Consider the following 22942-nt stretch of genomic DNA (forward strand, 5'->3'; position numbering starts at 1 on the left):
CAAGCGCACCGACCACGCTGAGGCATACTTCGCTCCCGACGACCGGACCGAAAATCCGGTATGCCGCCGGTCACGATGAAGACGAGGTCGGGCTCTTCGGCAAGTCCCGCCGCCGCCTTGGCATAGACATTGAGCCTGATATCCATGCTGCGCTGTTCGAGCTCGGCAATGCGCCAGTCGACGCGACAACTTCGGAGGTCAAGGTTCGCCTCTCTGCTTCGGCGTTATGGTCAAGCGCTGAAGATCCGATGTGCGTCCTTTATTTGGATCAGGCGACATGCTCTCGTTCGCGTTGCCTCCGGGCCTCAACCCTCTGAGGCTCAGGGTGCCAGCTCTTTGTGAACTCGAGAGATGCGACCGGCACGGACATAGGCCATCCCGGTCAGTGGACGAGGGTTCGCAATTGTGACCAGTTAAGGCGACGCGACCATCGCGGCGGCACGTTCCGCGTGGCCGCCGGCGACGGGTCTATACACGTCGCCGCCAGCACCCATGATCGACTGTCCAAAGCCGCGGCGAAGCCTAGCGTTGGTCGTCCATGTCGGCGAGCTTGCGCACCCGGCGGCGGAAGTCCTCATCCGTCGAGAATTCGGCCTTGAGGTACGCATCGACCAGGTCCGTGGCGAGCCATGCGCCGACGATCTGTGCGCCGATGCACATGACGTTCACATCGTCGTGCTCCACCGACTGGTGCGCGGAGTGGACATCGTGGCAAACTGCCGCGCGGATGCCCTTGACCTTGTTCGCCGCAATCGAGGCCCCGACACCGGTACCGCAGACGAGCAGGCCGCGTTCGGCCGTTCCGGCAATGATGGAAGCAGTCACGTTCTTCGCGACATCCGGGAAGTCGACGGGATTCGGATCATAGGAGCCGACATCCACGACCTCGTGGCCGAGGGACTTAATGTGCTCCACGATGGTGGACTTGAGCGGAAAGCCGGCGTGGTCCGAGCCGATGACGATGCGCATTTTTGGTTCTCCAGGTTATTGAGCAATCAGGCGGGGCAGCCACAGCGTGAAATCCTTCGCGAAGGTCAGGATCATCAGTGTGGACAGGAGCGGGATATAGAAGGGCAGCAGGGCGCGCAGGAGCTGTCTCACCGACACCTTGGCAATGTCCGAAACAAGAAACAGCGACAAACCCATGGGTGGTGTCAACAGGCCCAGCATCAGGTTGAAGATCGTCACGATGCCGAGCTGGACAGGGTCGACGCCGGCCAGCACCAGCGGTGGTGCGATGATCGGAACCAGAAGCAGCGTCGCCGTGGTGGAATCGAGGAACATGCCGGCAACGAAGAAGATGAGGTTGGCTATGATCAGCAGCATCAGCGGATCATTCGATAGCCCCAGAAGTGCTGCCGCGAAGGTCTGAGGAACCTGCTCAACCGCCAGGATCCAGCCGAACAGCGCCGCAGACGCCACGATGATGAGAATGGCGCTGGAACTGCGGGCCGTCAGCACGGCCGAATTCCACAGGTGCGCGAAGGTCAGTTCGCGATAGAACACGGCGCTGATGAATATGACGTAGACTGCCGTGATCGCTGCGGCCTCGGTAGGCGTGAAGGCGCCGGCGATCATTCCACCGACCATCAGCACAGGCGCGACGATGGCGGGCAGAGCGGGCAGCAGCGTCTGCAAGATTTCGCCGGGGGTAGACCAGCGCTCTGCGCGCGGATGCTTGTGGCGCAGGGCCACGACCAGGACGGTCAGCATGAGAAGGATCGTACAGACGATGGCCGGCATGATACCGGCGACCAGCAACTGGACGATGGAGACGCTGGTGACCGAGCCATAGACGATCAGCGGGATTGAGGGCGGGAAGATCGGTCCGAGCGTGGCGGACGCTGCGGTCACCGCGCCGGCGAAGGCCGGGTTGAAGCCGCGTTTTCTCATGGCGTCGATCTCGATGCGGCCGAGGCCGCCGATATCGGCAAGCGCGGCGCCCGACATGCCGGAAAACACCAGGCTGCCGAAGACATTCACCTGCGCCAGGCCGCCGGGGATCCGACCGACCAGGGTATAGGCGAACCGGAAAATGCGGTCTGTGATACCGGAAAGGTTCATGAGGTTGCCGACAAAAATGAAAAGCGGCACTGCGACGAGCGGGAAGGAATCCAGCGCATAGGTTATTCGCTGCGCCAGCAGCCCAAACGGCAGCCCCTCGATGAGCACGTAGGCGATGGACGGCAACAGGATGGCATAAACGACCGGAAAGCCGAGAATGAAGAGGCCCAAAAAGGCGACGACGACCAGAAAACCCATGGGACGCTCCTCAGACTGCGATATTCTTGTCCGCCTGCGGCGGCTTGCGCAGGTGGATCAGATGGACCAGCGCTGCGCCGGCGAAGCCGAAGAGCGTGGCTCCTAGGAAAATCCAGAACGGGATGCCCAACGTCGGCGTGGCATTCGCGAGGTTCTTCGAGATGTTCGTGGCCGTGACCCAGGCCAGAAATCCGGTGATTGCAATTGCGCTGACGGAAATGCTGACATTGACGATCGCGCGCAGTTTTGCGGGCAGGCTGGCCTTGATCTCCCCCATGACGATGTTCTCGCCGTTCTCCACGACAAGCGGATAAGCGCAGAAGACGAGGCAGATCAAAAGGAAGCGCGTCAGTTCCTCCGCCCCGATGAAGGGCAGGGTGAAGACGTTGCGCATGACGACCTGCGCGGTCGGCACCAGTACCAGGCCCGCGACGAGCACGGCGACGATCGCGGTCAGGACGCGTTCGGGCAAGCGCATCTTGCTAACTCCTATGCGGAATATGGGAATTTGTCGCAGGGGCGTCGCATGTCCGCCCCTGCGCTGCCGATGGTTACTCAACGGCCTCGATCTGGGCGATTAGCGGCTCGAAGTTCGGAAAGTCCTGCTTGATCTGAGCGCTCACCTTCTCGCGGAAGGTCGCAACGTCCAGCCCGTCGGCTTCAGTGATCACCGTCATGCCCCGGCCCTTGAGGTCCTCGACCAGTTTGGCTTCAGCTTGTGTTGCCATCTGCAAGGACTTCTCCGCCTCATCGTCCAACACCTTGGTGATCGCGGCACGCTGCTCCTCGCTCATGCCCTGCCAGACTTCCTCGTTGATGAAGACAGCCAGCACGGCCCGCATGTGGCCGGTCATCGAAAGATGCGACTGGACCTCGTTGAGGTTGTTGGATGCTATCATCGTCAACGGGTTCTCCTGTCCGACGACGACCCCGGTCATTAGGGCGGTCGGAAGCTCGGCGACCTCGACCGGCGTGGGAATGGCGCCGAAGCCCTTTACCATGGAGACCCAAAGTTCGAGCGGCACTGCGCGGAATGGCTTGCCGGCGAGATCGGCCGGTGTCTTGACCGGAAAGTTTGATGATATATGCCGGTCGCCGCGATAAATGCGGCCGATGATGCGTACACCCTGGGCAATCAGCTTTTCATTGACCGCTTGCAGGGCCGGCGAAGTGTCCGGATCGGTTGCCGCCAGCGCATGGGCGCCGTCACGATAGATGAAAGGCGCGTTGAACACCGCGACTTCCGGCACGAGACGGGCAAGCGAAGCGAAGTCGTGATGGCCCATGGAGATGGACCCCATGCGCACGCCATCGACCATCTCGGCAACGCCGCCAAGCTGACTGGCCGGATAGACCGTGACCGTGACGTCGCCATTGGTCGCGGCCTTGATCGCTTCTGCAGCCTGAGCCGCGTAGACCGTCTGAATGTCTCCTTCGGCGCCGACATGCGCATATCGCAGTTCGGCGGCCATCGCGGTGACGGCGGCGAGTGATGTTCCCAGGGCCACCGCTGTTATGGCGCCCAGTTTCAGTATGTTCAGCATTTTTTCCTCCTCCTTGGATAAAAGACTGATCTGCCTCACTCCTCTTTCGGCAGATCCTTCTTGGTGAATGCGGCGATGTAGCCCTTGCGTCGGAGCTCGTCGCCAATCGCAAAATGTTGTCTCAGCTTGTGTTCTGCCTCGTTCGGCTCGCGCGAAAGCAGGCAGAGATAGATCTCGCGATGGGCCTCGACGAGGTAGTCGCGGATACCGCCGATTTCGTGCGTCTCCACGCGCCGATTGACGTGGCTGCGCCTCAGCAAGGTCGCGATGGACTGGTAGATCGTGATGAGCGCCGGGCTTCGGCTGGCTTCGACCAGCGCGTGATGGAATGCGAAGTCGGCCGCACCGCCATCCTCGGCGTCGTCCAGTGTCTCCATCAGGCGGGCTAGCAGTCCACCGATCCGGGAAAGGTCGCCGTCTGTCGCGCGAAGGCATGCAAGACGGATGGCCTGGCACTCGATAGCGATGCGCGCCTGCATGATATCATCCATCATGTCGGGCTGCTGGGCCAGGCAAAAGGTCAGAAAGTCGCCGAGCACGGCCATGTCCGCCCTGCGGACGAATGCCCCCTTGCCGTGGCGTATGTCGAGAAAGCCGAGGTTCGCCAGCGATCGCAGCGCCTCCCGCAAAACGGGCCGGGAGACACCAAGGGTCAGCGACAGTTCCCGTTCGCCCAGCAGGCGATCCCCCTCTTTCAGCGCTCCGGACAGCAGTTGCTCCCGGAAGAAGGTGAGAACCTTCTCCGTCCCTGCAATGTCCGCTGCCTCCTCCGCAACGACTGTATTCATAACTGGCCTCCACTGGTATGACCACTAATACACCAGTTGTATATGACGTCAAGGCGGCTGCCACCGACGGGGAAAATTTCAAGTCGGGTTGGTGATTAGGGACCACTGGTGGAAACGGTCCGAAATGTTCGACCTGGCTTTCGGCCACCGGTTTCCGTTGGGGCCGGAACTCGGCGCCTGGGCGTCTGCGGGCCGCCAGAACCTGGTTCGCGACCGCAGTTAGAAGGACGCCGAGCCTCATGTGCACGACGTGCTCAACCTCTTCATGTGCACCGGCTTCACCCGCAACACCGGGCAGTATTTCATGAAAGCCAGCCCCGTGCGTCCGGGCGATTATCTCGAGTTCTTCGCCGAAATCGACTTGCTCGGCAATATGTCGGCCTGCCCCGGCGGCGATTGCTCCTCAGAACACTCCTCCGACACTGCCCCTTGCTATCCGTTGACTGTCGAGATCTACAAGCCGCAGGGCTTGCCCAAGGGTTGGCAGGCGCCGCAGGTAAATGGCTACGATCGCTCGCACGGACTTTAAAAGGCCGCGCCACGTTTTTGGACTACCACCGCCATATCGGAACTATACGCTGCCTCCTATTTGGGACGCCAGCGGCCAAACCGCTTAGCTAGTAGGCAGGCTTCTGTTAGATTAAATTGAAGCTCGAACGAGCGAGCCGCGCTTCTCAAACTGATGCCGACGATGCCTTTTCAAGGACGTGGGGCGGTGGACTCCCTCGACAAGGGCTTCGTTCGTTTCTCATCCAATAGTGGTTTTGTTCGTATACGACCCGGGGAATATGATATCCTGATCGACGAACACGTTGAACTTGTAGTCGGGCCTGATCTCTGTAAGCATCCGGTGAAGGCCGCAGGTCAGGCCCCTTGAGCGTTGATGGTCGGGGGCGTCCAATTCCACGGAAGCAGTTGCTCCAACCTGGTAATCGGAGTGTCCGCGATGCGGGTAAGAACCTCGGCAAGCCACGCCTGCGGATCGATGTCGTTGAGCTTGGCACTCATGATCAGCGTGGCCATGAAAGCGGCAGGGTCAGCTCCCCGATCTGATCCGGCGAAGAGCCACGATTTTCTGCCGAGTGCGAAGCCTCGCAGAGCTGGCTCGGCAGCACGACCTTGGCACCCAGGATGCCCATCAGCCGGCGGCGCTCGGCGGAGAGACTATCGGCCATGGTAACGACGAGCGGATAGCCATTTTGCGCGCAGACCATCGCAAGCCCGATGCCGGTGTTGCCGCTGGTTGCCTCGACCACGGTCTGACCGGGCTTCAGCTTGCCGCAGCGCTCGGCTTCCTCGATTATCGCTATGGCGAGCCTGTCCTTGACAGACGAAGCCAGATTGAAGAACTCCGCCTTGACATAGATCGTCGCATTGCCGGCCCGGAGATTGTTGACGCGGATCGCCGGCGTGTCCCCGATCGTCTCAAGCACACTGTCGAAAAGCCGCCCGCGGCCGCTCGTGGTTCCTTGTCCTGAATTGATGGGCATGGAAACCTCTCACACTTCCGGATTCTTGGTTGCGCCAGGGATGCTAAACTGTCCGCGTGGGAGTGCGCATGCAAACGGATGGCCCAAGCGTGGTTTTTTCGGCGCAGGAGCTGGAACTCCGGCTCCTCGGACCGATGACGCTCATGCGGCACGGCGTGGCCGTGACCTTGCCCGACATTCTCGCGGGCGCACGCGGGTCTCTCCTTCACCCACTGGCAAAGGGCACTCCAGCTCTGGGGCGACCGCGACGCCGAGGCTAAGGAGGCGCTGAAGCGGCCGGGCAGAGCCTGTTGGTCGATGGGTCGCGCCCCTTGGCTGACGGGCGACCACGACCAGGCGGTGCGCGAATTGGAGCACTCCATCCATCTGAGCCCCAACTTTGCCCACGGTCACTATGCGCTCGCCTTCGTACACCCGCAGTCCGGAGATCCCCAGGCGGCGACCGCCGCATCCGATCAATCACCGTGCCGAGCATGCAGGCGCACTGGATGCGAATTATCTGAACAATTCCGGGCGCCGACACTCAGCCATCCCTTCACCCACTTTGACCCATTCTGTTCGATGGCTCAGGTCGCCAGTACGATCACGACCGCCGCTTCGCGATATCGGGCGATGACGTCGGGCGTGAAAGGGACCGCGTCGAGGAAGTTATCCGTTCGGTAATCCGGGTTCTGGAGACGGATGGGGGCAGCATAGTTGCGGGCTTCACCGATACGCCCGGAGAGTGCGAGACAATGGGCGGCAGTCGCCAGGATGTGGACATGCGCATTCGGGCGGGCCGCCGCCTTGACCGCCGATTCTGCGGCTTCCTCGAATTCGTCCAGGCGGATGAGTGCGATTGACCGGGTGCCAAGCATGCCGAAAAGCAGGGGATCGTAAGGGCTCAAGAGCCGTCTCTAAGTAACGCACCACCAGAGGTCGCGCCCCCTGCTTATCGCGCGAACTCTTTCTTAACGGGCTTTTCCTCTGGCCTACATTTGTGCATTGTGCGCCACCGAGAGGAGGACATGATGACCTACGATTGGGAAGGTGCCCGCAGGAGGCGGTTCAAGCCCGCTAGAGTGTGGCTGTTGCTGGCACTGGGTGCATGGCTAACGGCTATAGTTTTAGCATCGTGAACCGATGAAAAAGCGGTCGAGTTCAGGGCTTGTACGGCACGCGGGTCGATCAAGCGGTAACGGTGCGACATTTGCAGCCATGCGCGCCCGCCACCCGGTGTGGTGAGTGCACTATCGCTCGAGCGGGTGTGCCTCCAGGACTCGCCCGGCGATAGAACTACCTTCTGCATCAAAAATGTGGATGTCAGGCGCTTGGGCCGTGAACCGTATGGTGTCCATGCTTGCGTATGCTCTGTCGTCCGCCGCCTTGATCAGGTATTTTTGCGCAGAACCGGCCACATCGACGTAAAGAATCTGAACTTCGCCCAGATGCTCGACAAAATCGACCGTGCCGGTAATCACCGGTCCACTTTCCCTTGATGCCATGAGGTGCGTGTTCTCAGGGCGAATGCCGATGCTGATCCTTTCGCCCACTGACAGCGCCCCGCGATCGTCAGACACCTCTAGCGCCGCGCCGCATTGAAGCATGAGGTGCGCGACGCCCTCCGACTTCCCGACGACCGTGCCTTCGAGAATGTTCATCGCGGGCGAGCCGATGAACTGGGCGACGAAAAGGTTGGCCGGTCGCTTATATAGTTCCAGGGGCGTTCCAACCTGCTCGATGTTCCCGTCCTTGAATACGACGATGCGGTCGGCCAAGGTCATTGCCTCTACCTGGTCATGGGTCACATAGATCATGGTCACATCCGGCATGTTTCGCTTCAATTTGGCGATTTCGATCCGTGTCGCCACCCGCAACGCCGCGTCGAGGTTGGAAAGCGGTTCGTCGAAGAGGAAGACCCGCGGATTGCGGACGATGGCGCGGCCGATGGCAACCCGTTGCCGCTGTCCGCCCGAAAGCGCTTTCGGCAACCTCTGCAGATACTTGCCGAGTTGCAGGATCTCTCCCGCCTTGTGAACCCGCCCGTCGATCTCGGTCTTCGACACGCCGGCAATGCGCAGTCCGAAAGCCATGTTTTCATAGACGGTCATATGCGGATAGAGGGCATAGGACTGGAACACCATGGAAATGCCGCGCTTGGAAGGCGCCACCGTGTTCATCCGCTCCCCTTCGATGACGAGGTCGCCCGATGTTATCGTCTCGAGACCCGCGATCGTACGCAGCAGTGTCGACTTTCCGCAGCCGGAGGGCCCGACAAAGACGATGAATTCTCCCGACTTGATATCGAGGTCGATCCCGTGCAGCACCTCAAAATCGGCATAAGCCTTGCGTATGTTTCTCAGCGTCAGATCAGCCATCGTTCCCGCTCCATTTCCTTGATTTCACCCGCGAAGACACCGCCCGTCAGGGCGCGAGCCCGGCCAGGAACCGCGTTATCCGATCCGGCTTCCGGTTTTGGATTTCGAGGTCATTCTTCCGGCGAATGGCCCCACGGACTACCCTGGCCCCCGCGTAGCGCAGGGGTTCTGGCGGCAGCCGCGTCCGTCTGGCGATGCCGACCAGCCCGCACCGGCTCCACACATCGTCGCGGCCCAGCACAAGGCTTGCCATGATCTTCCCGGCGACTGGCGCTTGCGCGATGCCCGTGCCGTTGAAACCCATGGCATAGAAGATGTTCGGGTGATCTCTCAGACGATCAAAAACCGGGAGGTGCTGCGCCGTGCAGTCGATGGGCCCGGTCCAATCGTAGAGAACTGGCACGCCTTTGAGTTGCGGATAGACCCGATGCATTTCGCGGATATTGTCCGCCCCGGCATCGCCGCTGCGGTTGAATCGATGGTCGATCCGGTCACCAAAGGCAATGCCGCCCGTGCCACGCCCGAAGATGACTTCGCCGCCTGGCGTTCGCTGATAATAGAGCACGTGATGCTGCGCATCGCAGATCGAGGCGCCACCGGTCCAGCCGATTTCATCCAGAACGTCAGGTACAGGTGCGGTGGCGATGACCTGGCTGCTGACGACGTAGAGATAGGGGTGCAGTTCCGGAATTGCCGACAGCCAGGCGTTTGCGGCAAGGATCACCTTGCCGGCAGACAGCACGCCTTTTGCTGTTCGCAACTGCGGTCTGTCGCCTGGCACGATTTCGAGAACCGGACTGTGCTCGCGAATAACGACGCCCCTGGAAAGGGCGAGCCGGCGCAGGCCGAGGGCGAGCTTTGCGGGGTGGACAGTCCCTGCCCTCTCCTCCACGATGCCGACATAGGAGGCTACGGAGCCCGTGCGCAGCAGGATTTCTGTACGCTTGAGCGGTCGGAAGCGGTCTTCGCCCATCGTACGGCACACGTTGCAAGCTTGCGCCCAGGCGCCTTCCTGAGCGGTCGAGCTTGCCGTCCACAGCCAGCCGTCGAGCCGCAGATCCATGTCGATGGTGCCTGCGGCCTGCAAGCTGCTCAGTTCTTCGATGGCATCAGTGGTCGCGCGGCACAGCATGAGTGCTTCATCTGCACCCACAAGCGCCCGCAGCATATCGATTTCGGCAAACCAGCTGTGAACCTGACCGCCATTGCGGCCAGAAGCGCCCGACCCGCAGAAGTCAGCCTCAAGAACGGTCACGCGCGTCTGCGGGGCTTCCTCCTTTATCCGAAGAGCCGACCAGAGACCGGCATATCCGCCGCCGACGATCGCCACGTCGCAGTCCTCACTGCCATGCAAAGGAGCGGTGACGGCGTCCGCATCGATGCTCTGCAGCCAGTAGGAACGGTCACCCTTTGCTGCAGCCACAGGCGGCCTCATCTTGATGATGTTCATGCTCAAGCCCTTTGTGTCGTGCGGATAACGCTGTCGTACTTGTCCAGCAACCATTGGGGAATTGCCTGGATCGGCTGGGGAAACCCACCGAGATGTGTGCAGGTTTCCGCTGCCCTCCCGGCAGAACGGTCAAGAGCCGCCTCCCCGGAAAGCATCTCGAAGAAGCGCGATACGAGGAAAGTCGCAATGAAACTGTCCCCCGCGCCGCAGGTATCGACCACGGCCACCGGCACCGAGCCGGCCTCAAACAGCGTGCCGCCATCGTCATGGAAGGAACCGCGCCTGCCGCAGGTGATCACAACCTGGCGCGCGCCCGCCGCCTTGAACCGCGCGATCAGCGGCTCGACCGGCTCGGTAGGGTCTTCAGGGCCGGAAGCGAACACCAGTGGCACCCCTTCGAGCGGGAGGTCGAAATGCCGTGTGGAGACATCGATGCTGAATGCCACGGCATCGGCGACGAGGCGGCGGACCAGCCGCTCGCTCGAATTTGTACCGAGATGCACCCAGTTGGCCTGCAACAGCGCTGTGTAACGTTCAGCGTTAGGGACATAGTCCTCGCCGACGCCGAGGGACTCTAAGAGAAAGCGCCGCTCGCCGGCGTCGTCGCTCAGGAGCGTCACAGCCGAAGCGCCCGGACGTATTTCGATATCGGCCCGGGCGAGGCCTGCATCCTCAATGGCGCCAACCATGATCTCCGCTTCCTCGTCCGGCCCGAGCGCGCCGAAATAACGGGCATTCAAGCCCTGCCGGCGCCACTGGACGGCGACATTGAGGGCATTGCCGCCCACGGTGAGGAAGCCCTTGCTGAGATAGGCGTCGAGGCAATTGTCGCCGACGGCGATCAGGGTAGGATTGGCGTTCTTCATGCTTGTTCCACTTGATTGAAATGAGGGGCAACCGCCTCGAGGCACCGCCGCCAGGTGAAAGGGGGATCGAGGGCATAGCTTCCGTTGCCGAAGGGCTCGAACGTCAGCGTGCCGGTAAAACCATACATGCCGAGTTCGGCGAGATAGTCGCTGAGCGGCAGGTTGCCGTCACCCCAGGCCAGATGCCCAGCCGGCGTGCCGTCGACGACATGGACGTGGGCGATGCACTTTGCGAACCGCTCGAAATAGCCCAAGACGCTGTCGCCCGCCGTCGCCATGGCGACAAGGTCAAGAACCACGTCGATATGGTCGTCGTCGAGCGAACGCCTCAGGGCATAAAGCTCATCCGCATTTGTTAGGATATTGCTTTCGACGGGCTGGAGCGGCTCCAGCAGGCAGGACACGCCAATGTCTCTGGCATGCGCCGCAATCCGGGTGATGGATGCGACCGAATGCGCAAAGGCGATGTCCCGGCTTTCGCACTCGAAGCCACGGCCCGGCGTTAGGAAGAGGTAAGTCGCGCCAAGCTCGGCGCAGATGTCGGCGGCGTGCAGGAAACGTTGCGCGCAGCTGTCGTGGAAGAGGTCGAGATGGGGGGCGATCCCCCACAGTTCCATCCGGTCGAACCCCATGGCGCACAGGTGCTCGGCAGTCCAGCGGAACGGATGGTGCTGAAAGGAGAAGTTCGCACCGATGAGCTGTTTGCGGTTCAACATATGCCCTGCCCTATTTGCCGATGCCCTCGGCAAGCCCGCGGATGAAGAAGCGCTGAGCCGCGAAGAAGGTGACGACGATGGGAAACGCCGAGAGCGTCATCGCCGCGAAGACGACGGCGTAGTTCGTTCCGTGCTTCGACATGATGGAGGTGAGGCCGACGGGCAGTGTCTGGAGGTCCGCGCCGCTGGTGAAGATCATGGCGAAGAGATATTCGTTCCAAGCGAAGAGGACATGCAGGATCACGCATGAGACCAGGATCGGTTTGCAGAGCGGCAGCGTCACCCGCCAGAAGATCTGGCCTTCGCTCGCCCCGTCCATGATGGCCGCCTCGTCCAGGTCACGCGGCAGGCCGAGCATATAGGCGCGGATGAGGAAGGTCGTGAAGGGAATGCGGAAGGCGATATAGAGGATGATCAGCGCCCAGTAGGTATTGTAGAGGCCGAGCTCCTGCATCATGCGCACGAGCGGGATGACCGCGACCGTCGGGCTCAGCATGAGCCCGCCGAGCACGATGCCGACGAAGAAGGGCTTTCCCGGCAGTTTCGAGCGGGTGAGGCCGTAGGCGGTACAGGCGCTGACCAGCACCGTACAGATGGCCGAGCCCAAGGTGACGATGATGCTCGTCGCGATATAGTTGCGGATGCCCTGGTTCCAGGCCGAGATGTAGTTCGCGATGCTGAAACCGCCCGGTAAGGCGAACGGATTGCCGAAGATCTCAGCATTGGTTTTGAAGCCGTTCAGCGCCATCCACAACAGCGGATAGAGCACGATGACGCCGAGGCTGACGAGGAAGGTGACGAGGCAGACCTTCGCTAATCCGGCGATGAAATCGGTGCGCCGAGCTTCCGGGAGTTGAGAGGACGTGCTCACAGATCGACCCTCCGTCGCTTGGTGTACCAGAGCTGCGCGAAGCCGGTGATGAGCGTGATGACGAAGATGACCGATGCGATGGCCGCGCCGTAGCCGAAGTCGTTTTCGATGAAGCCCTGCTGGTAGAGCCATGTGCCCAGCACCTGGCTGCTGTTGTTCGGCCCTCCACCGGTCATCACCATGACCTCGTTGAAGACCTGGAACGCGCCGGTGATCGTGACGATCACCATGAGGCCAGTCATTTCGCGGGTCAGCGGAAAGGTGATGTTCCACAGGCGCCGCCAGGTTCCCGCACCGTCCATGATCGCTGCGTCGTAGAGTTCGCGCGGGATCTTCTGGATCGCGATGGCAAACAGCAGCGTGGAATATCCAAAGCCCTGCCACTGGCTCATGGCGATGATGGCATAGATCGCGGTTCCCTCCTCGCCGAGCCAGGCGCGGGACCAATGCGCAAACCCGATTTGCGTCAACGCCGAATCCAGTAGGCCGATATCGGGCTGGTAAATGAAATAGAACAGGAGGCCGGTGACGGTGATCGAGATGGCCGAGGGTATGAAATAGACGGCGCGCCAAAACCGGCGCCATCTCTCCTCGCTCAGCCCCTCGATGAGCGCGGCGAGCACGAACGCGCCGAAAACCTGGAAAATGACGGAGATGACCGCATAGAGCGTGTTGTTGACGATCGCCGTCCATACGACCGGATCGTCCTGCAGGCGCCGGTAATTGTCGAGCCCGACGAAGTCGGTCTGGCCCGTGAAGATGTCCTGGTTCCGCGTGCTGACGAAGAAGTTGTCAATGATCGGGTAATAGACAAACCAGAGGATCAGGACGAAGGCGATAAGGACCCAGCGGAAGGACAGGATCCCGGCGAACGGACCGAGCCGGTCTTTTTCAGGCCGGCCCGGCCCGGCGAAGCCGATTTTGACGGCTCCACCCTTATAGTCTTGCTTTATGACAGTCATCGTCGGCCTGTTCCTACTTGGACGAAGCCGCCGCTTCCCTGACCCGTCCCATGACCTCTTCAGGGGTCATGGTGTTGCCGATCAGCGCCTGGAGGCCCGAAAGCCAGGCGGCCGCCACGCGCGGCGGATTGGCCGTGTCGAGCCAGGGCATGAGATAGGAGGAATCGGCGATCACCTTCAGGCCGTCCACGACCGCGGGGTTCATGGCATCGGCGGAATAGCCGCCGACCGTCGCGCTCGGCTGGCCGTAGGGCGGCGCCGAAAGCACCTTGCCGTTGTCGGCTGAGGTGACGAACCGCATGAAGTCGATCGCCAGCGGAATGTTCTTCGAGGCGGTGCTGATCATGTATCCCTCGGGCGCGCCCTCGATGGACTTGACGTCGCCCTTGGCGTCGGCGGGCGCCGGCAGCTTGAAGAAGCCGAAGTCCTCGCGCTTCAGCGCACCGTCGGCCGTCGCTTGGTCGAACTCGATGATCTCCTGGTAGTACATGGCGGACTGGCCGTTGCTGAACTGCTGCAGGGCCGTGGCATAGGAGGAGCCGTTGGTGCCCGATCCGTCGGAGCATTCGTCGATCAGCTTTTTGAATTGCGTTAGGCTGGCGACGTAGCCGGGATCTGCAAATTCCGCCGTAGCCGGGACGAAGTCCTTTTCGAGCGTCGCCTGCGGCACGTTGTAGGCGAGCAGTTGCCCGGCATAGTGCACGCCCGGCCAGCCCTCCTTATTGCCGAAAGAAACCGGCGTGACGCCCGACTTGCGCAGTGCAGCGCAAGCAGCCAGGAGCTCGTCGAAGGTCTGGGGCACGGAAACGCCCGCCTTTTCGAACAGGCTCTTGTTGTAGCCCATGAACTTGGCGTCAAGATAAAGCGGAATGCCGTAAAGCTTACCGTTGTACTGGAAGGCGGAGACGGCGGCGGCGGCGAGCGTCTTTCCCCATTCGGTTTCCGGGCCGATGACCGGCGTCAGATCGACGGCTCGGTTGCCGCGCACGAAATTCTCGCCCCAGCTTCCCGTCCAGGTGAAATAGACATCTGGCAGCGAATTGGAAGCCACCAGCGCCTTCGTCTTGCCCTTCACGCTGTCGTCGCTCTCCTGGATGAGCTCCACTTTCACGTCGGGATGCAGCTTTTCGTATGCCTGGGCCGCATTGACGAAGAAGGGGGAGAGCTGCTGCAAGCCGAATTTCGTCAGCACGCTGACCGTGCCGGAATATTCGACCGCGGCATTGGGATCGGCAACGACGGGATCGGCCGCGCTCGCGCCGCTGACGCCGCCGATGACGAATGCGGCCGCGACAGTCGACCCGAGCCTTGTCGTGCTCAAGAACGTGTTGGTCTTCATTTCGCAGTTCCTCTCTTTTTTTGTTTCCTGGGGCATGCATGACGGCATCCCGGTCCGGCGCGTTCGCCGGACCGGGCGAACCTCAATATTCGACGCGCTTGTAGTAGCGGCGCGTCGTCAGCGGATGATCGCGCAGGACTTCCAGATGGGCGCTCAGGCGCTCCAGCATGGTCGCGAGGAGGACCGGGGAGATGACGCTGCGAGTCTTGCCGGAAACGCCCGGCAGGCTGGCGGACGCGGCATCGAGGACACGCACCTTGTCGGTGTAGCGTCGGGCAAAATTCTCGACACGCTCCGTGAGCGGCCGGCAAGCATCCTCACCCTTGAAGATGAACAGGCTGACGCCCGGCTCCAGCAGCTCGAGCGTACCGTGGAAGAAGTCCGACGCATGAACCGGACGAGTGCGGATCCACTGCATCTCTTCGAGGATGCACATGCCGTAATAGTGGGCTTCCGGCCACGCGGCGCCCGCGCCCGTGAAGATATGGTAAGTCTCGTCCTTGATGTCCCTGGCGAGGGCCGCGGCATCAGCCTCATAGCCTTCTTTAACCGAAACCAGCAGCTCCGGCAGCAGCTTGAGTTCGGCCACCGTCGCATCGAAATCGGGATATTCGCCGCGCTCGGCCAGAAGCGCGAGGACGATGATCAGGGTCTGCAGGTAGAAGGATTCCGAGGAGGTATCGTCCTCTGCAAAATTGGTGAAGTTGTGGTCGGCGTCACGGCCGAGCGGCGTGTCCTTGTGGCCGGTGAGCGACAGCGTCCTGACGCCACGCTCCTTGAGGAAGGACAGGAGCTGCACGCTTTCCTTCGTGGTGCCGGACAGCGAGGGCAGGACGACCAACGCCTTCTCGTTCAGGCCGGCCGGGGGCTCCAGCACGACTTGCGCCGAATAGGCCGCCGAAACCGGGAAAACCGTCGAAGCGCGCGCAAGCTCGATGGCCGGCTGGGTGAGGAACTGCACGCCGCCGGTCCCCATGAAGAAAATGCGTTCCAGACCGTCGTCGAGCAGACCGCGCATCAGGGCGCGCATGTCGTCGGCGATTGCGACTGCACCGCTTTGTATTTTCACAAAGCGATCTCTATCGAAGTTGAGCATTTGTACCTTCCCGTTTTGCGCTGCGCGAAATCGCCTCCGAGGCGACGTGGCGTCCTTGCGCGAATAATCTCTGAGACGATGTGAGATCGATCTCACATATATTTAGTGCACAAGACTTTCGCGCTGGCAAGTGGGCGTCTCGAATATTTTGAGGCGGGGGTTTGCTACGCTCAGACGCCGCTGCGACGACTGACGGAGCCGCGAACTATCAGCTTGGTTTCAAACCGGATTTCCTGCGGCGCGTCGTCCTTGCCGGCGAGCCGTTCGAATAAAATCCGGGCGGCCGCGCGGCCGATTTCTGGGACGGGCTGCGAAACGACCGTAATCTGCGGATCGGTGAACGTCGCCAGATTGAAGTCGTCGAAACCGATGAGCGAGACGTCGTGCGGGATGGAAACGCCCATGGAACGGAAGGCCAGCAGTGCGCCCTGGGTCATCAGGCTGTCGACGGTGAAAAGCGCCGTCGGCGGGGACTTCTGGCTGAAGAGCCGTATGGTCGCATCGACCGCGTGTTCCACCGTGGATTGCGACACGGCGACCATACGGTCGTCGGCCGCGATCGCAGCGGCGGCGAGCGCCGACCTATAACCGCTCCTGCGCTCGCGGGAGGTGAAGATACGCATGTCGTCCTGCAACAGACCGATGCGGGTATGGCCCATGCCGATCAGGTATTCGACGGCCTTGCGGGCGCCGCCCTCGTTGTCGACGACGACGCTGTCGCAATCGACGCCCTCGGCGACACGGTCGATCAGCACCAGCGGCACGTCCTCGTCGATCAGACCCTGCAGGTGGGCGTTGTTGCCCTGCGAGGTTGGCGCGACAATGAAGCCGCGTATGCTGAGCGACCGCAGGCTCGCCAGAAGGGAAATTTCCTGCGCCAACTCCTCCTCGCTGCTGCCGATGACGAGATTGTGCCCGCGCTCGCGCGCGAGCACCTCGACATCGTGCGCGATACGGGCGAAGAACGGGTTCTGGATATCGCCGACGATGCAGCCGACGATCGGCAATTGACCGCTGCGCAGCGCCTGCGCGAGGCGGTTGCCGCGATAGCCGAGCTTTTCTGCGGCCGCCTGGACCTTCTGGGCGGTTTCGTCGCCGACATATCCGTAACTGTTGAGAGCCCGCGCGGCCGTTGCGCGCGATACATTGGCCAGCGCCGCCACATCCTTCAAAGTCGCCGGTTTACGGACCATGTCACCTCCAATCTTACAAGCAGGACGCTTCGCGATCCCTTGTAGCTTCGGGCAGCAGGTTCGCCTAGTCATGCGGGTGACGGACGACTTCCTGCCCCTAAAGCGGCGTCATTTACGAACGAGGCTGAAGGAGAAATGGCTGCCGCGATGGTAGTCGATGGCGTAGTTAACCGGCGCGCCGGCAGCGTTGAAACAGGTTTCCGTGATGAGAAGCGCCGGACCGAAGTCCTTTAGGCCATGGCGCTCGACCACGTCGTCCGGCAGCATGACGGCGGAAACGCTGGCCGCCGACATGCGCGGACGGTTCCCGTATTCCTCCATGAGCTGCATCAGCGAGCCACTCCAGTCGATGTCGTAGAGGCGCTCTTCGATGAGGCTGCGCGGCATGTAATCGATGCAGTAGAGGATCGGCTCATCCTCGTGCAGGCGGATGCGCTCGATACGGATCACGCGTTCCGCCGGGCCAAGCCTTAGGCTCTCGGCGACGCACGCGTCCGGCGCCTCCTCGGAGATCGAAAGCACCTTGTTGACCGTCCGGTAGCCGTAGTGCCGCGCCATGTCCGTGACGCTCTCGAAGACGGTGATCGGTCGATCGACCTGCACGGCCGAGAGCGCCGAGACGAACCGGCCGCGGCCGTGCTCGACATTAATCACATCGTCTTGTTCGAGCAATTTCAGCGCCTCGCGCAGCGCCGGCCGGGAAATCTTAAAACGCTGCGTCAGCTGTGCTTCGGTCGGCAACCTGTCGCCCGGCTTCAGCCCTTTATCCTTAATAAGATCGGCGATCCGGTCCCGGAGCTGGACAGCGAGGGTGCGTGAATCGCGAAGGGGTTCCTCCACCGGCGTGCCTCGTCATTCATTGTCGTTGCAACTTCCTTGTCTGACAAATCCGGGATGGTCAAGTGCATGGCGCATGCAGGAATCGTGCGCGAGATGGTGCGCTACCAGCCGCTGGATCTCCAAGCGTCACCTTGACAGGCCATATCCACAATGTCCGTTGTCTTACAACTTTGGAATCTGTGACAATGAAGACAGGCCATGCTGAACTTCGACGAACAGCCATTCCTGCGCACCCAGTCGGGCGTCTCGGCTCGCCGAACCGGATCGAAACGGTGATCGTATCCTGTCTTCGGCCGGCACAGAAATCATCTTCTTGCCAGCACCGCCGCCAGAAACCCACTGCCCTCGAGGCTATTTCAGGACAAGCCAGCCGGACAGAATGATGATTGCCGCGCCCAGCAGCGTGTAAACCTCTAACGGCGTTGCGAAGAGGAACATGCCGTATAGGCAGCCCCAGATGATCTGACTGTACTGGAACGGTGCAACGACCGAAGCCTCGCCAACACGGAAAGCGCGCACCAGCAACGCATGTCCACCCAGCATCAAGGCACCGCCTGCGACTGAGAAGCCAAGATCGGAAAGATCGGGCGGCGCTGGCTCGCCCGAAACAGCCGCAACCGCGAAGGCGACAGGCGTCATGACGACGAGCAGGCTGGCGACCAGCGCTTCATCCGTTTCCGCCACCTTCGCCCGGCGCAGGAGGATTAACGAAAGTGCAAAAAGCACGGCGGAACCAAAGGCGGCGAGATGGCCGAAATTGAGCGGCGCGACGCCCGGTTTCAGCGCCACGACGACGCCGGCAAACCCGATCAATACACCGGCCCAGCCAATACGCGACAGCCGTTCCCCGAGGAAGACGAAGCTCAGCATCGCCACCAGGATCGGCGTCATGAAGGCGATAAGATAGGCTTCCGCAAGTGGCAACTTGGCGAAGGCATAGTGTATCAGCAGCGTATCGAGGGCCAGCAGCAGCGCTCGCCAGAAGGCGAGCGACGGTTCGCGCGGGATGAGGCGGCGAAGACGGCCGGTCACGAGCGCATGGACCAGGAGCAGAAGGAGAGCTGCAATGGTGACGAAAAAGGTCACCTGCGGCGCCGGCATCTTTCCTGCCATGATCTTGACGATCGCATCGGTTGCAGAGAACACAAAGAAGGCGGCGAGCACGAGCAGCGCGCCCCGACCGTTGGACGGCACGACCGGCGTGCCGTCCCCGTCTGCCACGGATGCCTCAGCGGACATTGAAGCGGCCAAACCTTTCCTCGATGCGGGACTGGGCATATTCCAGGCAAATCGAAAGGGCCCAGTAGATCATCGAGGCGGTGATCAGCATCTCGATATGTCTGAATTCCGTCTGGCCCTGAGTGCGGGCGAGATACATGATTTCCCAGACGCCGACGACGGAGACCAGCGAGGAATCCTTCAGCATTGCGATGAACTGGTTGCCGGTTGGCGGGATGATAACGCGCATGGCCTGCGGCAAGATGACCAGCATCATCGTCTGCGCCGGGCTAAGACCGAGCGCGGTGGCGCCCTCCGTCTGTCCTCGATTGATGCTCTGGATACCGGCGCGAAAAATTTCCGTCATGTAGGCGCCGTAGCAGAGCGAGAGCGCAAGAATGCCGGCCGGTACGGCGCCGATCACGTAACCCACCTGCGGCAGGCCGAGATAGATGATGTAGATTTGCATGAGCAGCGGCAGTCCGCGGAAAAGCGACGTATAGAACGTTGCAAGCCCGTAGATCACGCCATTGTTGGAGAGTTTCGCGATGGCGCCAGCCAGCGCGATGATGGTGGCGATGACGATCGAAATCGCCGAAATGAAGAGCGTCGTCGTCACGCCCTGCGTGATGAGGAAGCCGATCTTCTTGGCGATGAAGGCGAAGGAAAGATCGAAGGAGTAGAAGAACAGCATCAGGAGCGCGAAAAGCTCAAGCCAGACAGCGATGATCTGCTGGCGGCGTGACAGCTGGCGCAGCGCCTTCCAATTGGCGGCAACGATGAGCGCGATCAGCACCGACGAGGCTACGCGGCTGATCGCAGGGTTCTCCTTTAGCCAGTCTGTCGAGGACGGCAGAACATGGCCGATCCAGGCGGAACTGACCCCGAGGGCGTAAAGGAGCACCACGACGATCGCAAGGATTAGCAAGCCGCCGGCCCTGCGCGACGCTTCGGGATAGGTGAGTATCAGTCGACCAATCATATTCCGCCCCCTTTTTAATGTAGAAGCTGCTTAAGCCGCACGCTCGCGCCACCAGTCCTGCGCCTGGAGTTTCCAGTAGGTGAGCTGTGCCACCGCAAGCCCGGCAAGGCCGCCGGCCCAGACGAGACCGAATGGCTCGTAAAGCTTGTAACGTTCGCTTGTCCCCAAAATGCCCTCGGCAATGACCTTGCCGCCGATCGCCGTGGTGTTGAGGCCGTGACCGCCGAAAGCGGTGCAGTACCAGATGCCTGGGCTCATACGCCCGATCTGAGGCATCAGGTGACGGGCATAGGACATGAGGCCTGACCAGGCGAGCTCCGTCTTGAGTCCGGCGAGTTGCGGATAGGTATCGACCATTTCGGCCCGCAGTTCCTTGACGAGGCCAGCGGTCGAGGCAGCGTGCGTGGTGATACGCCCGCCCCAGAGGATCCGGCGGCCGCCGTCGACGAGGCGGTAGTAGTCACCCGCCCGGCGGTTGTCGCCGATTGCGTTCTTCGTGGCGATCGCTGTGGCGATCAGCTCCGGCGCCTCCTCGCTGACCATCACATACGTGGCAATCGGCAGATAGGAACGCTTCAGCCTGGCATTTAGCGAACCGGTATACCCACCCGTCGTGAAGACGACGTCACGGGCCTTAACCTCGCCCCGTGCGGTTTTTACACGTTTTTCAGAATGGGAAGAATCCACTGAAGTCGCCGGCGACTGCTCACAGATGCGCCCACCAAGCCGCTCGATCTCCGCCGCGATGGCACGCAGATAGTTAAGCGGGTGCATATGGAAGGCATTCGGATTACGCAATGCCTGGAAGTAGCGCTCGGATTTCAGCACGGCACGCACGGCGTCCTGGTCCATGTATTCGAGTTCGTAGCCGTATTCGCGGCTCACATCCTCGGCATAGGCCTTTAGGCTCGCGCTATCGTCGTATCGCAGAACGCTCATGATCCCCCGCTCTGGCTTCGCATCATCGATGCCGAGCGCCTTGATGTTCTCGCGGACGAATTCCATGCCTTCGACGGAGAGGAGGTGCAGCTTGCGCGCCGCATCTTTGCCGGTGACGCGGGCTATGTCGTCGCCGCCGGTTGCATAACCGGGGCTGACGAACCCGCCATTTCGGCCGGACGCACCGAAGCCGACGCTCTCGGCCTCCAGCACCGTGACGCTCTTACCGGCGCGCGCAAGCTGCAGCGCCGTCGAAAGGCCGGCAAGGCCGCCGCCGATGATGACCGCGTCACATTCGACCGTACCCGAAAGGGCTGGTCGCCCCGTTCGGTCTGCCATCGTTCGTCTATAGTAGGTGTCTGGATAAGTCATCGGCACGCTCCCCCTCCAATGAAAGGTTGCGGGCGAAAGGACGCCCGCACCGGTGTTTATCAGTCGGCGCTGTAGTCTTTGCCATACCACTTGGTGGTGAGCTGGCCGAGCGTGCCGTCACTCTTCATCTCTTCGACGATTCCACCGACCTTGGCCGTCCACTCCGGGTCGACCTTCTCGGCGATAACGACGAGTGGCTCACGGAAGGCATATTCGCCATCGAGAACCTTGACCGGATAGCCATTCTTAATGGCATTCATAGCGGTCTGTTCGGGTGCGATCACCGCATCGAGGCGAACGCCAGCGCCGAGGCGCAGGTCGTCGAAGGGCAGCATGGAATCGGCGAAGGTGCGGACCTCACCCGGCTCGAGCTTGTATTCGATCGGCGGCAGGCCCGGGGCGTCGATTTCCAGCTTGCGGTTGATGAAGTCTTCCGAGGTCGTCGCCGTTTCGACGCCGACCACTTTGCCGTTGAGGTCGGTGACGGTCTTGGCGTCGCTGTCCTTGTGCACGACGTACACATAGGGGCTGTAGTAGTAGATACCGACGAAATCGATCACTTGGGCGCGTGCCTTAGTGGGCGTGACCGAACCGACACCGAGGTCGTAACGGCCCTGCCATCGCCCACCCGTGAGGGTCGCCCAGTCCGGCGTCTCGAAGCTCACCTCGACCCCGAGGCGCTTGGCGATCTCGCGCGACACGTCGATGTCGAAGCCAACCATCTCGTTGCTGTCGTCGAGATAACTCTGGGGTGGCCAGCCGCTGTTGGTGGCGACGACCATCGCCTTCTTTTCCATGACGCGATCCAACGTCTCGCCAGCATGGGCCGATACGGCGGCAGCGACAAAGGCAACACCTACGGTCAGTCGCATGAAGAGCTTTTTCATGTGGTCCTCCTTGTGATCCGTCAGTTTGGATCCCCGTTTATGTAAGATGTCTGACAACCCAAGTGTCTCAACACCCGCTGTCGCGAGTCAAGGGGCCACTCTTTCCGATTCATGAAAGAACGAGATCAATACATGTCTTATAGATATGAAGCTGGCTGGTCGACAGATCGGCCACTCCAGATCAAACCATTTGCTTCGATCGAGAAGAAGACTAGGGGGACACGCATTCCTGATAACCGTCGCGCCTCATCACGACAAAAGGCGCACCCTGGCAGGGGTCAAATTTGTATAGCGGTTTCGTGGTTATGACCTGAACCGATCCGGCCGCAAGGCAGCCAGCATGGGATGCTCAGCACGGGTTGCGAGGCCTTAAGCCAGTAGGACCAGCATCCAGAAGGCCTATGGCCGTCCCTACCGACCATTCGGGCCCCTCCACGGGATACTCCACGAACAGCGCGCTACGCTCGGTCGAAGCCCTTGCTCGTCCCGGCTGGGTCATTGCGCTTGTCTATCGGCCAGCGAGGCCGTTCGCGAGATCGTCGCCGACGGCGGTCGCTGTGCAACCTTCAACCAAGCCGGAACCTTTATCGGTACCGTAATGATCCGTCTTGAGGCTGCCCCCGATCCGGTCTTCGACGCCTTCTTCAATGCGCACGAATGCTGTGCGGGCGCCCAACCGTGGAATGCCGGTCAGCCCCATCTGCCGTTCCATCCGATGCCCGATCGCGTCTCCTCGCTGGGAACCGGCGCCATGAATGCTCGTTATCTTG

Annotated in this window: 21 protein-coding genes and 4 pseudogenes; 2 read left to right on the forward strand and 23 right to left on the reverse strand. The window is 61.3% G+C overall.

What is annotated here, in order from left to right:
- Positions 1 to 522: 522 nt before the first annotated feature.
- The 5 genes from rpiB to LPJGGPFB_RS24155 form a co-directional block, all read right to left on the reverse strand.
- Positions 523 to 969, reverse strand: a complete 447-nt coding sequence (rpiB, locus tag LPJGGPFB_RS24135; protein ID WP_173422498.1) for a ribose 5-phosphate isomerase B — start codon at positions 967 to 969, stop codon at positions 523 to 525.
- 15 nt (positions 970 to 984) lie between these two features.
- Positions 985 to 2262 (reverse strand): TRAP transporter large permease, encoded by a 1278-nt coding sequence (locus LPJGGPFB_RS24140; RefSeq protein ID WP_173422499.1) that lies wholly within the window; start codon positions 2260 to 2262, stop codon positions 985 to 987.
- A 10-nt stretch (positions 2263 to 2272) separates the two neighbouring features.
- Positions 2273 to 2740 (reverse strand): TRAP transporter small permease, encoded by a 468-nt coding sequence (locus tag LPJGGPFB_RS24145; RefSeq protein WP_173422500.1) that lies wholly within the window; start codon positions 2738 to 2740, stop codon positions 2273 to 2275.
- A gap of 73 nt (positions 2741 to 2813) precedes the next feature.
- On the reverse strand, positions 2814 to 3806 hold the full coding sequence (locus LPJGGPFB_RS24150) for a TRAP transporter substrate-binding protein (RefSeq protein WP_173422501.1): 993 nt from the start codon (positions 3804 to 3806) through the stop codon (positions 2814 to 2816).
- Between the two features lie 35 nt (positions 3807 to 3841).
- Positions 3842 to 4594, reverse strand: a complete 753-nt coding sequence (locus LPJGGPFB_RS24155; protein ID WP_173422502.1) for a FadR/GntR family transcriptional regulator — start codon at positions 4592 to 4594, stop codon at positions 3842 to 3844.
- A gap of 88 nt (positions 4595 to 4682) precedes the next feature.
- Between LPJGGPFB_RS24155 and LPJGGPFB_RS24160 the strand changes: the two are divergent.
- A pseudogene (locus LPJGGPFB_RS24160) lies at positions 4683 to 4799 on the forward strand (SAM-dependent methyltransferase); the annotation flags it as partial.
- A gap of 21 nt (positions 4800 to 4820) precedes the next feature.
- Positions 4821 to 5123 (forward strand): annotated as a pseudogene (locus LPJGGPFB_RS24165) (DUF1989 domain-containing protein); the annotation flags it as partial.
- Positions 5124 to 5458: 335 nt separating this feature from the next.
- Here LPJGGPFB_RS24165 and LPJGGPFB_RS24170 read toward each other — a convergent pair.
- The 18 genes and pseudogenes from LPJGGPFB_RS24170 to LPJGGPFB_RS24255 form a co-directional block, all read right to left on the reverse strand.
- Positions 5459 to 5710, reverse strand: a pseudogene (locus tag LPJGGPFB_RS24170) (transposase domain-containing protein); the annotation flags it as partial.
- A pseudogene (locus LPJGGPFB_RS24175) lies at positions 5704 to 6084 on the reverse strand (pyridoxal-phosphate dependent enzyme); the annotation flags it as partial. The pseudogenes LPJGGPFB_RS24170 and LPJGGPFB_RS24175, both read right to left, overlap by 7 nt.
- A gap of 566 nt (positions 6085 to 6650) precedes the next feature.
- A complete protein-coding gene (locus LPJGGPFB_RS24180; protein ID WP_173422503.1) occupies positions 6651 to 6971 on the reverse strand; it encodes a hypothetical protein in 321 nt (106 codons plus the stop codon).
- Between the two features lie 342 nt (positions 6972 to 7313).
- Positions 7314 to 8441, reverse strand: a complete 1128-nt coding sequence (locus LPJGGPFB_RS24185; protein WP_173422504.1) for an ABC transporter ATP-binding protein — start codon at positions 8439 to 8441, stop codon at positions 7314 to 7316.
- A 46-nt stretch (positions 8442 to 8487) separates the two neighbouring features.
- The gene (locus tag LPJGGPFB_RS24190) at positions 8488 to 9891 is read right to left on the reverse strand and encodes an NAD(P)/FAD-dependent oxidoreductase (protein ID WP_173422505.1); all 1404 of its coding nucleotides are present in this window, start codon (positions 9889 to 9891) and stop codon (positions 8488 to 8490) included.
- A gap of 2 nt (positions 9892 to 9893) precedes the next feature.
- Positions 9894 to 10757 (reverse strand): PfkB family carbohydrate kinase, encoded by an 864-nt coding sequence (locus tag LPJGGPFB_RS24195; protein ID WP_173422506.1) that lies wholly within the window; start codon positions 10755 to 10757, stop codon positions 9894 to 9896.
- Complete coding sequence (locus LPJGGPFB_RS24200; protein ID WP_173422507.1) at positions 10754 to 11473, reverse strand: sugar phosphate isomerase/epimerase family protein; 720 nt, start codon at positions 11471 to 11473, stop codon at positions 10754 to 10756. Before LPJGGPFB_RS24200 ends, LPJGGPFB_RS24195 begins: the two co-directional genes overlap by 4 nt.
- Positions 11474 to 11483: 10 nt before the next feature.
- Positions 11484 to 12344, reverse strand: coding sequence for an ABC transporter permease subunit (locus LPJGGPFB_RS33650; RefSeq protein WP_173422508.1), 861 nt, complete (start codon positions 12342 to 12344; stop codon positions 11484 to 11486).
- Positions 12341 to 13306 carry a carbohydrate ABC transporter permease gene (locus tag LPJGGPFB_RS24210; protein WP_173422509.1) on the reverse strand — a complete coding sequence of 322 codons (966 nt, stop codon included), beginning with the start codon at positions 13304 to 13306 and terminating at the stop codon, positions 12341 to 12343. Before LPJGGPFB_RS24210 ends, LPJGGPFB_RS33650 begins: the two co-directional genes overlap by 4 nt.
- A 13-nt stretch (positions 13307 to 13319) precedes the next feature.
- Positions 13320 to 14645: an ABC transporter substrate-binding protein gene (locus LPJGGPFB_RS24215; RefSeq protein ID WP_173422510.1), complete on the reverse strand. Its 1326-nt coding sequence runs from the start codon at positions 14643 to 14645 to the stop codon at positions 13320 to 13322.
- 82 nt (positions 14646 to 14727) lie between these two features.
- The gene (locus LPJGGPFB_RS24220) at positions 14728 to 15741 is read right to left on the reverse strand and encodes an SIS domain-containing protein (protein ID WP_173422511.1); all 1014 of its coding nucleotides are present in this window, start codon (positions 15739 to 15741) and stop codon (positions 14728 to 14730) included.
- 170 nt (positions 15742 to 15911) lie between these two features.
- Positions 15912 to 16934, reverse strand: a complete 1023-nt coding sequence (locus LPJGGPFB_RS24225) for a LacI family DNA-binding transcriptional regulator (RefSeq protein ID WP_173422512.1) — start codon at positions 16932 to 16934, stop codon at positions 15912 to 15914.
- Positions 16935 to 17042: 108 nt separating this feature from the next.
- Positions 17043 to 17774, reverse strand: coding sequence for a UTRA domain-containing protein (locus tag LPJGGPFB_RS24230; RefSeq protein WP_173422513.1), 732 nt, complete (start codon positions 17772 to 17774; stop codon positions 17043 to 17045).
- 351 nt (positions 17775 to 18125) lie between these two features.
- A complete protein-coding gene (locus tag LPJGGPFB_RS24235; RefSeq protein WP_345791069.1) occupies positions 18126 to 18995 on the reverse strand; it encodes a DMT family transporter in 870 nt (289 codons plus the stop codon).
- Between the two features lie 7 nt (positions 18996 to 19002).
- Entirely contained in the window at positions 19003 to 19974 is a 972-nt protein-coding gene (locus LPJGGPFB_RS24240) for an amino acid ABC transporter permease (protein ID WP_173422515.1), read from the reverse strand.
- A 30-nt stretch (positions 19975 to 20004) separates the two neighbouring features.
- Positions 20005 to 21285, reverse strand: a complete 1281-nt coding sequence (locus LPJGGPFB_RS24245; protein ID WP_173422516.1) for an NAD(P)/FAD-dependent oxidoreductase — start codon at positions 21283 to 21285, stop codon at positions 20005 to 20007.
- A 59-nt stretch (positions 21286 to 21344) separates the two neighbouring features.
- Entirely contained in the window at positions 21345 to 22172 is an 828-nt protein-coding gene (locus LPJGGPFB_RS24250; RefSeq protein ID WP_173422517.1) for a transporter substrate-binding domain-containing protein, read from the reverse strand.
- Positions 22173 to 22680: 508 nt separating this feature from the next.
- A complete protein-coding gene (locus tag LPJGGPFB_RS24255) occupies positions 22681 to 22872 on the reverse strand; it encodes a hypothetical protein (protein ID WP_210264592.1) in 192 nt (63 codons plus the stop codon).
- Positions 22873 to 22942: the final 70 nt, after the last annotated feature.

This window comes from Ensifer adhaerens, from assembly GCF_013283195.1.
Classification (GTDB): Bacteria; Pseudomonadota; Alphaproteobacteria; order Rhizobiales; family Rhizobiaceae; genus Ensifer; species Ensifer adhaerens_G.